The organism is Aeromonas sp. 30P, assembly GCF_051919805.1.
Taxonomy (GTDB): Bacteria; Pseudomonadota; Gammaproteobacteria; order Enterobacterales; family Aeromonadaceae; genus Aeromonas; species Aeromonas veronii.
In genome coordinates, this window is record NZ_JBQBEA010000001.1 from 2,606,505 (window position 1) to 2,619,531 (window position 13,027).

General features: G+C 59.6%; 11 protein-coding genes. 6 read left to right on the forward strand and 5 right to left on the reverse strand.

Features of this window, described 5'->3' with window-relative positions:
* Position 1 precedes the first annotated feature (1 nt).
* The 3 genes from ACTG2B_RS11990 to ACTG2B_RS12000 all read left to right on the forward strand — a co-directional run bounded on the left by ACTG2B_RS11990 (position 2) and on the right by ACTG2B_RS12000 (position 3,496).
* Complete coding sequence (locus ACTG2B_RS11990) at positions 2-1,645, forward strand: electron transfer flavoprotein-ubiquinone oxidoreductase (RefSeq protein WP_323968643.1); 1,644 nt, start codon at positions 2-4, stop codon at positions 1,643-1,645.
* 293 nt (positions 1,646-1,938) lie between these two features.
* The gene (corA, locus tag ACTG2B_RS11995; protein ID WP_005337059.1) at positions 1,939-2,886 is read left to right on the forward strand and encodes a magnesium/cobalt transporter CorA; all 948 of its coding nucleotides are present in this window, start codon (positions 1,939-1,941) and stop codon (positions 2,884-2,886) included.
* A 148-nt stretch (positions 2,887-3,034) separates the two neighbouring features.
* The gene (locus ACTG2B_RS12000; RefSeq protein WP_042657897.1) at positions 3,035-3,496 is read left to right on the forward strand and encodes a DUF2919 domain-containing protein; all 462 of its coding nucleotides are present in this window, start codon (positions 3,035-3,037) and stop codon (positions 3,494-3,496) included.
* Between the two features lie 12 nt (positions 3,497-3,508).
* Here the strand turns inward: ACTG2B_RS12000 and ACTG2B_RS12005 are convergent, their stop codons facing one another.
* On the reverse strand, positions 3,509-4,228 hold the full coding sequence (locus ACTG2B_RS12005; RefSeq protein WP_429200516.1) for a hypothetical protein: 720 nt from the start codon (positions 4,226-4,228) through the stop codon (positions 3,509-3,511).
* Between the two features lie 295 nt (positions 4,229-4,523).
* Between ACTG2B_RS12005 and ACTG2B_RS12010 the strand changes: the two genes are divergently transcribed.
* A complete protein-coding gene (locus tag ACTG2B_RS12010) occupies positions 4,524-5,075 on the forward strand; it encodes a lipoprotein (protein WP_439995925.1) in 552 nt (183 codons plus the stop codon).
* Between the two features lie 195 nt (positions 5,076-5,270).
* A complete protein-coding gene (locus ACTG2B_RS12015; protein WP_194496281.1) occupies positions 5,271-7,268 on the forward strand; it encodes a hypothetical protein in 1,998 nt (665 codons plus the stop codon).
* Between the two features lie 84 nt (positions 7,269-7,352).
* Here ACTG2B_RS12015 and glgC read toward each other — a convergent pair whose 3' ends face one another.
* Positions 7,353-8,627: a glucose-1-phosphate adenylyltransferase gene (gene glgC / locus ACTG2B_RS12020; protein ID WP_005337070.1), complete on the reverse strand. Its 1,275-nt coding sequence runs from the start codon at positions 8,625-8,627 to the stop codon at positions 7,353-7,355.
* Between the two features lie 189 nt (positions 8,628-8,816).
* On the opposite strand from glgC, the gene ACTG2B_RS12025 reads away from it, so the two are divergent.
* Positions 8,817-10,457, forward strand: a complete 1,641-nt coding sequence (locus ACTG2B_RS12025) for an EAL domain-containing protein (protein ID WP_088869175.1) — start codon at positions 8,817-8,819, stop codon at positions 10,455-10,457.
* On the opposite strand, the gene ACTG2B_RS12030 is transcribed toward ACTG2B_RS12025, so the two are convergent.
* The 3 genes from ACTG2B_RS12030 to ACTG2B_RS12040 all read right to left on the reverse strand — a co-directional run bounded on the left by ACTG2B_RS12030 (position 10,420) and on the right by ACTG2B_RS12040 (position 12,937).
* Positions 10,420-10,914, reverse strand: a complete 495-nt coding sequence (locus ACTG2B_RS12030; RefSeq protein WP_042055706.1) for a hypothetical protein — start codon at positions 10,912-10,914, stop codon at positions 10,420-10,422. The genes ACTG2B_RS12025 and ACTG2B_RS12030 overlap by 38 nt on opposite strands.
* A gap of 175 nt (positions 10,915-11,089) precedes the next feature.
* The gene (locus ACTG2B_RS12035; RefSeq protein ID WP_005337077.1) at positions 11,090-11,452 is read right to left on the reverse strand and encodes a DUF2750 domain-containing protein; all 363 of its coding nucleotides are present in this window, start codon (positions 11,450-11,452) and stop codon (positions 11,090-11,092) included.
* 180 nt (positions 11,453-11,632) lie between these two features.
* A complete protein-coding gene (locus ACTG2B_RS12040; protein WP_005337079.1) occupies positions 11,633-12,937 on the reverse strand; it encodes an inosine/guanosine kinase in 1,305 nt (434 codons plus the stop codon).
* Positions 12,938-13,027 lie beyond the last annotated feature (90 nt).

Sequence of the window (13,027 nt, forward strand, 5' to 3'; positions counted from 1 at the left end):
GATGGAACGGGAAGCAATGGAATTTGATGTCGTCATCGTCGGCGGCGGTCCGGCGGGGCTCAGTGCAGCCATCGCCCTGAAACAGCAGGATGCCACTCTCTCCGTCTGTCTGCTGGAGAAAGGGGCGGAAATTGGCGCCCATCTGCTCTCCGGCGCCCTGTTTGATCCCGTCGCCTTGCAAGAGCTGCTGCCGGATGGCTGGCAGCAAGCGCCGCTCGGCGTGCCGGTCAGCGACGATCAGGTTCATCTGTTGCAAAGCGAGCAACGCTCCCTGCAACTCCCCGCCTGGGCGGTGCCACCCCGGATGCACAATGAGGGCTGTCACATCGTCAGCCTAGGCAATCTCTGCCGCTGGCTTGGCCAACAGGCGGAAAAACTGGGAGTCGAAATATACCCGGGGTTTACCGCCAGCGAACTTATCATGGAGGCGGGCCGGGTCAAGGGGGTCATCACCGGCGATCTGGGGCTGGATCGGGCGGGCAATCCGAAAGCAGATCATGTGCCCGGCATGGCACTGCTCGGTCGCTACACCCTCTTTGCCGAAGGGGCCCGCGGTCATCTCGGCAAGCAGCTGATCGCCGACTTCAACCTGGCAAGCCCTGCCCAGCCCCAGCACTATGCCATCGGCTTCAAGGAGCTGTGGCAACTGCCTGCTGGCCAAGGCAAAGCGGGACAGGTGCTGCACGGCAGTGGCTGGCCCCTTGGCAAGCAGGGGGGCGGCAATAGCCACGGTGGCTTCTATCTCTATCACATGGAGGGGGATCAGGTGGCAGTCGGGCTGATTGTCGATCTCAACTACCAGAATCCCTGGCTCAGCCCGTTTGACGAATTCCAGCGCCTCAAGCATCACCCGCTTATCGCTGGCGTGTTGCAAGATGGGGAGCGCATCAGCTATGGCGCCCGCGCCATCACCAAGGGGGGCTGGCACGCCCTGCCCCGCATGCACTTCCCGGGCGGCCTGCTGATCGGTTGTGATGCGGGCACCCTCGACTTTTCCCGCATCAAGGGGATCCACACCGCCATGAAATCGGGGATGCTGGCGGCAAAAACCGTCGCGATGGCGCTGCAGGGTGGCGATGAAGGGGGCCGGGATCTGGCCCAGTATGGCGACGAGCAGCACCAGAGCTGGCTGGCCCGCGAACTCAAGGCGGCGCGCAACTTCGGCGCGGCGCTTCACCGCTATGGTCCCTGGTTGGGCGGTGCCTTCAACTGGCTGGAGCAACGGCTGTTTGGCGCAAACTCGCCCTTCAAACTGCTCGATAAGGCTCACGACTACCGTCAGCTGCGCGTGGCCAGCCGCTGCGAGCCCATCCATTACCCCAAACCCGATGGCAGACTGAGCTTTGACAAGCTCTCGTCTGTGTATCTGGCCAACACCAGTCACGACGAGGATCAGCCTTGCCACCTCAAGCTGCAGGACGAGCGCATTCCGGTCGAGGTCAATCTGCCCACCTGGGCCGAACCCGCCCAACGCTACTGCCCGGCAGGGGTGTTTGAAGTGCTTGAAATGGAAGGCGCGGCCAAACTGCAGATCAACGCCGCCAACTGCATCCACTGCAAAACCTGCGATATCAAGGACCCCAGTCAAAACATTATCTGGACGCCGCCACAGGGGGGCTCCGGGCCCAATTATCCGAATATGTGATGAAGCGGGGCAGCGGCAACAAGCAGCCCCAGCTAGCCCTCCCCCAGCCAAAGGCTGGGTTCTACCCCGCATAGCCGCTCAGGTGATCCGACCTCGCTGCTTTTTTGAACAAACAGGCTGAATCCCTGATGAATAGCCCCTGACAAGCGCGGCCCGCCCCTGTATAGTTCGCCGCATTCAGGTTTTCCATCGGCCCGATCTGCTTATCCACGGGATCGCCTTCTGCAGCGATCTAAGGCCGCATGACCTGTGCAACCATCCCTGATTACCCATGACTTTTTAAGGGGGGACAGATGATCACCGCCTACATTCTCAACAACAAGGTGCTGGACATAGTCACGCTCGGGCCTGACGACATAGTACCTGACAACACGGTCTGGCTGGATGCCTACAAGCCGGACACGGCAGAGCGAGAATGGTTGACGGGCCTGTTCCTGGAAGAGGTCCCCGACAAGGAAGAGCTCGACGACATCGAAGCATCCGCCCGTTTTTACTGGGATACCGATGGTCTGCACATTCACTCCCTGTTTCCCCAGCGGATCGGTCGTGACACCAAGGGTGTCCACGTCTCCTTTACCCTGCGCAACAACCTGCTGATCAGCATTCGCGAAGATGACATCGGGCTGGTGCGCCTGCTGCGCCACTATATGCGCCAGGATCGGCTGGAGGTGGAGGATGCCCTCGACATCCTGCTGGAAGTGCAAAACCTCAAGGTGGAGTACCTCTCCGACCTTATCGAAGATGGTTACAAGACCTTGGAAAACACCGCCGATCAGATCTTCGAGCCGGATCAGATCAACCCCATGCTGAAAGAGTTGATGGCACAGGAAGAGGCCAACGGCCAGATCCGTCTCTCTCTGCACGATACCCGCCGCGCCCTGCGTTTCCTCAAACGCAGCCTGCGCCAGCGCATGAGCCTTGAGCAGAACAAGTGGATCGACGAGATGCTGCACGACGTGGAGTCTCTCTTGCCCCACACCCAGTTCCTGTTCGACAAGATCAACTTCCAGCTGGAGGCCTCCATGGGGGTGACCAATCTGGAGCAGAACAAGGTGATCAAGATCTTCTCGGTAGCCGCCGTGATCTTCCTGCCGCCGACCCTGATCGCCAGTATCTACGGCATGAACTTCGGCCGCATGCCGGAGCTCGCCTGGGAGTATGGTTATCCCATGTCACTGGTGCTGATGGTGATGTCATCGCTCGGCACCGGCCTCTTCTTCAAGCGCAAAGGCTGGCTGTAACGCCGCAGACGCGCGCTGCGATATCTGAAGAAACGGATTGGGGGGCATGGCCCCCCGATTAATTTGCGCCACACCCAACGCCTTGCAAAGGGCGCTTCGTCGCCCCATATCCCCTCCATCACTCAATTCAAGTGGATAACGGGCAACCATGACCCTCTACCCCGAACACCGATATGACGATCACGGCCAGTTGCGCCCGCCCCTCTGGTTCTGGCCCATCGCCCTGTTGCTGACCCGCTCGGTCTGGCTCTTTTTGATGGCAGGGGTCACCCGCGAGAGCGGCAGCGAGATCCTGACCCTCTTTTATCCGGACAAGATCACCCTCTACATCAGCCTGCTGACCGACGTACCCGCCATGCTGGCGTTGCTCGCCTGCGGGGGCACCTATCAGCAGACCCAGAGCATTCGCGCCAGACTCCGGCGCCACAGCCCGCTGCTGCTGCTCTGCTCTGCCGTCAGCGGTCTGCTGATGCAGTTGCACAGCCTCAATCTGCAAAAGTGGTCGTTCAGCTGGCCCACCGCACTGGTGCTGGTCGCCAGCCTCTGGTCACTCTGGTATCTGCTGCGCAGTCGCCAGCTACGGGAATATGCCGCAGATCAGCCCCACTAACGGGGCTGACACCTATTGACGAGTGACCCGGATCTGCAGGGTCTGGCGCTCGCTCTGGCTGCCTCGCCCTCCCTGTAGCTGGGTCCCGAGGCTGCTTCCTTGATCCGCTGAGCTGGTCGAAAGCTCTCCCACCGTCAGCCACTGGCCCGGGGCCCCGCTCACCTCGGTGGCACTCTGCCCACGATTGATTGTGCCCTGATCCAGCCTCGCCTGTTCGCTGCTCAGCGCAATCTGCACCCGATCGCCAATCAAGGTGGCCGTGGCATAGAGACCGTTCACCAGCGGCATCATCCCCACCACTGCCCCCCCGTTCCATTGGTAGAAAGTCACCGGCTGATAGGAGCCCATCTGCAGCAGCACGGGACGGCCAGACAGCCCGCGCACCTGCCAGCTGTCGTTTTGGCTGCGCTGGTACTGCTGGGCGTTGCCATCGACCAGCCACTGCCGCTTGGCCTCGTCGCGACTGATTGAGCCCCCCAGTTGCTGACCGCTGGCGGCACCATCGACCCGCCACTCGATAAGCAGGCTTTGCGGTGGCTGGTTGATCTGCGCCAGCGTGGCTTCGGCCTCCTGCAGCTGGGCTGGCGTCCCGCTCAGCACCAGCTGATTCCCCATGGCGCTGACCCCAAGCTGGGGATAGATCTCCTTGAGGGTCTGCACCGCCGCCTGCGCCTCGAAGACTGGGATCACCTTCACCTCGGCCCACAGCAACGGGCTCCACAGTCCCATCATGCAGCCAAGCCATAGCAGCGCCCTGCGGCCAACCTTGCCCATCCGAACCATTACGCTCTCCTCGTTCTCTGTGCTCTTCTCGCTTTCTGTTCTCTTCTCTCTGCTCAGGCGTAGACCTACGCCCGCAGCCAACAGCTCAGCCCTATTCCGTTCACCCGTCGATGATGAACCCGGCGGTTGCCAAAAAACAGTCGGGAATGCAGCAACTCCGTGACTTCCCACGGTATGAGGCTCTCATTCCACGCCCGTTATCGCGTAAGATAGCGCCATCATAGTTGCCCAAGCGGAATCCATCATGTTGAAACAGCTGTTGTTACTCCCCCTCGCCCTGCTGCTGGGGGCCTGCACCCTGACCCAGTACAACGTCAGCGAGGCCGAAATCAACCAGTACCTCAAGGATCAGGTCTCTTTTGAAAAACAGCTGGGGATCCCCGGTATCATGTCGAGCAAGATCCGTCTGGATGAGATGCAGAGCCGTATCGGCCGCAAACAAGCAGATCGCATCGAGCTGGACGCCGCTGGCGACCTGCAGGTGAGCAGCCCCCTTGGCAGCCAGCAGATGAAGATCCGATTTGCCCTGAGCGCACGCCCGGACTATGTGGCCGATCAGGGTGCCATCTATCTGCGCGACCTTGAGCTGTTCTCGGTCAAGACCGAGCCGGCCGATATCGGGGCCGCCCTCACCCCGCTGCTGCCCACCTTCAATCAGTCGCTCTCCCTGTTCCTGTCGCAGACGCCGGTCTACCGCCTCGACAGCAGCCGCAAGAACGAAGCCAGGATCAAGGAGAAGGTAGAAGCCCTCAAGGTAGAGCCGGGCCGTCTGGTCATCCCGTTCAAGCTGCTCTGATCGCCGTCGCACCGGCACTTTCATCGCAATAAACAGATAACCGTCCTCTTCGACAGCACACATCCGGTTTAACGTGCAGCCGAATGGGGCGGTTTTTTACTTCTCAAGTCCCCTGCAACACAGCATAATGCAGACCATTCTCATTTAGATTCGTTATGAGAAGCGTCAATAATAAAACCAATGGTGAGAAGGGACATGAGAAAAACCGTACTGGTTCAGGCGATTGCCTGCGCACTGATCAGCGGCGCCGCACACGCTGCCGTCAAAGTCGAAGACAAGACATTCAATACCGCCGCCAACATGCTGGCCTATACCGAATTCGAGCTCTCCGGTGAGCCGCTGGCCGAAGCGCTGGGGCTGGATCTGGATGTGCTGGATGCCAACCGTGCCGATGAGCCGACCCCGTTCGACTTCGCTGCCGGCATCGAATCCTACGAATACTCCGAAGAGGCGATGTACGCCCTCAACTACCAATCCGGCATGGGCCCGCATCTGGTGAACGGGCCGCAAAACCTGGCCCGTGGCGGCACCATGGCATCTCTGGGGCAACGGGTGTTGGCCATGGCCGATGCCGTTGGCTTCCCGGCTGATGAAGTGCCGCAGGGCATGTATCCCCTCTCCCTGCCCTACGCCTCCGCCAATCCGGAGTTTGCCCAGGCCGTCAACGCCACCCCGGTCAATGGCGACCAGATCACCATCAAGACCGCCAAAGGGACCGAGAAAACCGTCAAGACCCAGGTCCCCGCCTACTTCCGTGACTACAGCACCCTGCGCTGGAGTGGCAGTGACAACCTGCTGGTGCCCGCAGCCGTGGGCGGTATCCTGCTCAAAGAGGTGATGTGGTCGCAAGACTTCCTCGGCGGCATGCACGTGGCCGAGACCGATGAAGAGGTAGAAGCCGCCTCCGCCACCATGGATCAGGATGGCAAGCACAAGCTGGGCGTCTCTGCCGCCGATGGCTTCAACGGCATGATGCTGACCGAGCAATCCATCGACAAGCTGGCCATCATGCAGAACCAGCTCGGCTTCGATGGCAAGCAACTGGGCGCCAAAATCACCCCGCAGTACGATCCGGCCAAGGGCGTGATTTACTTCCCCCATCAGGTGAAAGTGACCGAAACCAGCAACAACGATGCCGGTGCCATCGGCAAGCTGGAGGTGGTGGATGGTTCCGCCCAGCTGCGCGATGCCTGGATGATGCTGTGGCCGCTCTCCGAGTTCTATGCCTTCAGCGATCAGCGCAGCGCCAACACCAACCAGAACCCGGCCTTCCACGCCGTGTTTGACGGTGCGCCGTTTGCCGCCGCACCGGCTGCCAACAAGACCAATGACCTGGGCAAGGCGGTCGCGGGCAGCGATGCCTTCTCGCTGGCGATCAATCTCTCCAACCTCACCTTCCAGAACCTGGCTGCCCTGCACTTTGATGCCAAGGCTGGTACCCTGGTCGACAGCTGGCAGGCAGGCAAACAGGGTAAGCACGTCACCACCTTTGACGCCGCTTACGCACTGGTCGCCCTGCAGATCTTCCAGCGCGCTCAGGATGCGCTGCCGGTCGGTTACGCCGCCGGTGACAATGGCGAGCTGAACCTCAAGACCAAGCAGGGTCAAGAGGCGCTCGACTTGATCCGCAAACAGGCCGATTTCATCCTTGCCAACCTCAAGGGCAAAAATGGTCTGGTGCATGATGGCATCACGCTAGGTGGCAAGCTCGATGCCGGCCACTCCATCGATGCACAGTTCGCCGCCATCCGTGGTCTGACTGCCGCCTTCCTCGCTACCTCCGATGCCAAGTACCGCACCGCTGCCCGCGAGCTGTTCATCGCCACCGACAAGGCCTACTTCAATGCCAAGGCGGGCACCTGGCTGGCGGGTAAACAGGGTGAATACACTCCCTGGACCCAGGCTGCCATCTCCGGCGCACTGCGCTCAGCCATGCTGAACCTGCGCAACGAAGGGGCCGAGAAGGCGCCCGAGCTGGAGCTGGCCAAGCTGACAGGTCAGTACGTCAGCTGGTTCCGTGGCACCGTCAACGGTGGCATGCAAATGGCCGAGTGGATCGGTGACTCCGGCGAGAACATCATCGAAGGTGCCGGCAGCGATACCGACGAAGATGGCGTACCGCAGGTGACCGCCGCCGGTGGCAAGCACGGCACCGCCATGGTGATGGCCGCCAAAGCGGTGGTTAGCGAGTAATCCTCGCCATTCACCAGCATGAAAAAGGGAGCCAACTTGGCTCCCTTTGCATTACAGCGTCTGACACAGTTTCAAGGGCCTTCCTTAAACCAGCTTGTCCAGCATCTCCTTGGTCACCAGCACAATTCCCTGCTCGGAGCGGTAGAAGCGGCGGCTATCCTCATCGGCATTCTCGCCCACCACCAGCCCATCGGGCAGCACACATCCCTTGTCCACCACCACCCGGCGCAGACGGCAACCGGCGCCGATCTCTACCCCGGGGAAGATGATGGCCTGGTCCAGGGTGCAGAAGGAGTGCACCCGCACATTGGTAAAGAGCACCGAGTTGAGCACAAATGACCCGCTGACGATGGTACCGCCCGAGAACATGGAGTTGATGGTCATGCCATGCTGACCATTGCGGTCCTGCACAAACTTGGCCGGTGGCGTCAGGGTCTGGCTGGTCCAGATGGGCCAGTTCTGATCGTAGATATCGAGCTCGGGCAGCACGGAGGCGAGATCCATGTTCGCTTCCCAGAAGGAGTCCAGCGTACCCACGTCACGCCAATAGGGCTTTTGCCCCTCGCGCGCCCCGACACAGGACATGTTGAAGGGGTGAGCAAAGGCCATCCCCTCCTCCACGATGCGGGGGATCACGTCCATCCCGAAGTCGTGTTTGGAGTCCTGATTGTGAATATCCTCCTCCAGCAGTTGGTAGAGGTACTCCGCCTCGAAGATGTAGATCCCCATGGAGGCCAGCGAGCGATCTTCACAACCCGGCATGGCGGGCGGATTGGCCGGTTTTTCGACGAAGGCGCGGATCTTGCGCTGCTCGTCGATATCCATGATCCCGAAGGCGGATGCCTCTGCCCGCGGCACCTCGATACAAGCGACCGTCACCTTGGCACCGAGGCGCACATGGTCGAGCAACATGGCAGCGTAATCCATCTTGTAGATGTGATCCCCCGCCAGCACCACCAGGTATTTGGGGCCGTAGTCACGGATGATATCGACGTTCTGATAGATGGCATCGGCGGTGCCGCGATACCAGTGCACCTCGTCCACCCGTTGCTGGGCAGGGAGCAGGTCGATGAATTCGTTCATCTGGTAACGCAGGAAGGACCAGCCCGATTGCAGGTGACGCAGCAGGCTGTGGGATTTGTATTGGGTGACTACACCAACGCGGCGGATCCCCGAGTTGATACAGTTGGAGAGCACAAAATCAATGATCCGGAATTTGCCACCGAAATGGACGGCAGGCTTGGCGCGGTTGTCAGTCAACTGCTTCAGGCGACTACCACGTCCACCCGCCAGCACCAGTGCCATACTCTGGTTCAATAATTGTCGTGCTTTGGCACTATTTTCGGGCTCTAACAACATGATTTACCTCTGCCTTGTTTGATCTATTTTCAACTCATCTTCGCCTGTTTCGGCACCTGTGAAAGTGGTTTCACTCACATTTAACCGATCTCAATTGACCCTTTTCACCGAGTTGCGAGGAATAGCATGCTTTGCTCCGCCAGCTTGGTTAAAATTCCCCCACAAAGCAGCCACTTCAAGGATGACAAGATGGTTCACAAGCTCGGACGTACCCTCTTTCTGATCGCCACCATAGTGACCATACCCCTGCTGCTCCTGCAAGCAGTTTGGTTGGCCCTTCAGAGCACACCGCTCACATTGGCCATTATCCTGGCCACCACACTGCTTGGCATGATCCTGCTGTTGATGCTGGCCATCCGCACCATGGATGGCATGCTCCAGCATCAGGAGCTCACCTGGGTCAAGGCGATCAGGGGACGGGATCCCTCACAACTCGATGAGCCCGCCTCCCGGGAGGTGCTGCAACAGCTGCTGGAGCAGTTCGAAAGTGCCGAGCAGAGCGCTCATCGCCAGCTGACCGAGCTCAGCAATCTGGCCACCACCGACGAGCTGACCCAGCTACTCAACCGCCACGCGTTTCGCCGCGACATGACCGAGTTGCTGCAGAGGGATCAGGACACCCAGACCGCGACCCTGGTGCTGATCCGTGCCACCGAGCTTGGCAAGATCAACGCCCAGCGCGGCTTCCAATCTGGTGATGCCTACATCAAGGACATGGCAGCCCTTATCAAGCGGGTGGTAAGCCGCTTCCCGGGCAATCAGGTCTACCGCATTTCGGGGGCCGATTTCGCCGTGCTGGTGCAACCGGTGGCCAATATTCCTCCCCATCTGCTGGGGCAGGATTTGAAGGTGGCCTTCGATCACTATCAGGATCAGCACGAGCTGGAAAGCACCGGTTACTCGGGTCTGACCAAGCTCAGCAGCGGCCAGAAAATTGAAGCCGTGCTGGCCAGAGCGGATCTGGCGCTGGCTCGCGCCCAGACCGAAACCATCAACGGCTGGGCCATCCAGCAGGATGACAGCGCCTCCGAGCTACAGGGGCAACACCACTGGCGCGACGTGCTGACCGAAGTGCTGGCGCAGGAGCGCCTCAGCTTTACCTACCAGCCGATCCAGCCCCTGCACCGTAGCATGCTGGCTTACAACGAGATCTACACCCGCTTCAGCGGCAATGACGGCACCGCCCTGCCCACCGACACCCTGTTTGCCATGGCCCAGCGGCTGGATATGGTGATGCGGCTGGAGCAGCTGGTCATTACCCACATCATGCGCCAGTATCGGGCCTTTGGTGCCAACCAGAGTCGCTGGGGAATCAACCTCTCCCCCAACCTGCTGCAAAACAGCGCCTTCCTGATCTGGCTTGACCGCCAGCTGCTCAAAGATCCCAATACCAGCGCCAATCTGGTGTTCGAACTGGATGAAGAGCATCTGGAACGCAACCTGACAGGCGCCAAGCGGGTGTTTGAATTGCTGCGCCGCAACGGCAGCCGCTCGGCCATCGCCAATTTCGGCAAGGGGATCGGCTCCTTTACCCTGTTTCGCGAGCTCAAGCCCGACTATATCAAGCTGGACCCTGCCCTGATCACCGGGCTGGAGCAGGATCAGACCAACCAGCAGTTCGTGCGGATGATCGTCGATGTATCACATCGGATGGGGTGTCAGGTGATTGCAGAGGGGGTAGAACAGCTTGGTCAGAAACAGCTGCTGCAGGGGATGTACGTGGATGGCTTGCAGGGCTATCTGATCGCCCGGCCGCAACCGCTGCGACCGGATATAAGCCAGCTGGGGCTCTTTACTGAGGATGCTTCAGCTTCAAAAGGGTCAGAATGATGTCATTGAGCTGGCGATAGCGCTCCAGCTCTTTCTGATCGTAACGGGTCGCCAGCGTGGTGGGGTTGTGGCGGTTCTTGAGGTAACGGTTGATTTGCAGGCGATTGAACCCCGCCACCTGATAGACCTGGCCAAGCAGGGTATTGAGTTCATCGTGCTCCAGACCGGCTCTGGCCAGATAGTCCCCATCGGCGGGACTCTCGGTCTGATGGCTCCACTTGCCAATGCGACCACTCTCCTGCAGATAGCTGAGCCACTGCTCGATATAGAGGGGTTTGCACCCCGCCAACAGATTGAAAAAGCCCACCGCATCGCAACGACAACCGCTCAGGAGCACGACCGCCAGCTGATCATCATCGCATTGGAAGGTCACAGGTCCGGCTTGCGCCCAATCCAGCGCCTGCACCCGAATGCTGGCCTTCTCACCCGCAGCTCCCGTTACGTCGAATACAAACATGGCGCTCCTCCCTTGGCAAAAGGTTGATGATGGACCATCCCCCTGACAGGTGCAAAGGCAAATCGGCTTTTAACTCATCAATCGGGCCATTCGACCATAAAAAAGACCGGCACCCTCACGGATGCCGGTCTTTGTCCCGATAGCCTGTGCGTTCAGGCCATCAATGGAGGCGCTTTCAGGCGTCCAGTTCAACCAGTGCCTTGGCCAGCTCGATGGGTTCGAGCTCCTGACCTTCCAGATCGGCGTTCCAGTTCGGGCCGACCAGTACATCGTCTTCATCCAGATCGTTGATCCAGATATCGAGAAACTCTTCCAGATCGATCACTTCCGGCTCGTAATCGGCCCACTCGTCGACGCAGTGCAGACGGGCGTCCTCTTCGGCAGACCAGAGCGGCATCACGTCGGCATCTTCAAATTCGGCGGAGCGACAGACGACCCAGTCTTCCCCATAGCGCAGACCCCACACCTGACCCGACTCGCGGACTTGTTCGATAAACAGTTGGAAATTGGCGTCAAGGTTGTCGTTAAGCATGCTCATGGGGTTCTCTCTTTCTTTCGGGTGCTGCGGCATTGTCGGGCGACAATACGATGGCCAAATGGTGTCGTAAAAGTGACATGGACTCAAGCATATTGGGGTTATTCCGGGAAAAAAGCCGGGATAACTCATATTTGCCTGCAAAAACGCCTCCCGATGGAGGCGTCTTGCAGATTCAGGAGATCAACGCTCCCAGTAAACCTCTTCCAGGCTGTCCTCTTTCTCCGGCAAACCGCGGGAGAGACGGGGGCTGCTCTGGGCCAACACCTCGTAGCTGACGCGGTTGGCGTATTTGCACACCTGGGCCAGTGAGGAGTAGGTCAGGAACTCGGAGATGTGCTTGGCGGAGTTAGGCACATTCATCCGGTGATAGGAGTTGGCCACCATGTCGTGCAGCACGGCGGAAAGGGCGCCATCCCCTGCCCCGTTGGTGTTCTTGATCTTCTCCGGGCCACCCATATACGGGGAGATGTGGGAGTAGATACGGGCCGGTTTGCGGCACTTGGCCCGGGCCATCGGGCGGCTGAACTCATACATGTTGAACTCGGGGATAACGCCGGGCAACAGGGTATGGGTGGTCTCGCGCTTGTAGTCCTCATCGGTATAACTCGCCATGTAAAGGCCGATGGGGCCAGCAGTACAGAGCACCATGTCGGCCCAGTCGAGCGCCTTGTCGGCAGCACCCAGCGGATCTGCGATGCCGGTCAGGGCTTCACCTTCGTCTTCGTTCATCGCCAGCACAGTGACGTTCTCGGCAATGAAATCGCGCCACCACTGGGGGTTTTCGTCGATGACGAAACGGGTGCCCAGGGTCAGCACCACGGGAATACCGGCCTCGCGGGCATAACGCACCGCGGTCATGGCCGCCTCTTTCATCGGGTCACCATCGTCACCACGCACCAGATAGGCGGTGATCACCAGGGCTGACGCCCCCTTAATCACATCCTCCGGAATGTGCTGCACATCCAGCTGGTTCATCTTGCCGGCGTTGATGCCGAAGCTGCGCTCGCCGCACTCGGTAATGAAGGTGAAGCAACGGCCGATGGGGCCATCAACCGGCTGCAGATAGTCCAGATTGACGCGGGAAGAGGTGTTGCACAGATAACGGTAGGCGTAGCAGCCGATGCGAATGTCCTGACTCATCACACCCAGCAGGATGGAGTGGGAATCGGCCAGTACCGAGTAGTTGTGTACCGTGTTGCCAATGGTGCCACCGGCAAACTCGCTCACCACCATGTTATTGGCCTTGAGCTCGTCATAAATCCGTTCGGCCACGTCGTCATTGATGACGACGGAGTGTCCCTTGCTCAGACCATAACGGGTCAGAAAGTCTTCATCCACATGGGCTTCGATATCAACCAGGGTCTGATCAATCCCGACCACGTAGGCTTTGCCCAGCTCGGTTAACAGGGGATTTTGCGGAACCAGGGGATCGCGTCTGTCGACAGGGAAGTAGTGTTTGGACTTGCGCTGACCGGGAAATTTCATGGCAATGTTCTGTGCTCTGGGGGAAAGAGGGGCGGGATTTTAACACAATCCGCCGCCCCGAAAAGTCGCCCTGTTTAAATAATGGAGTCA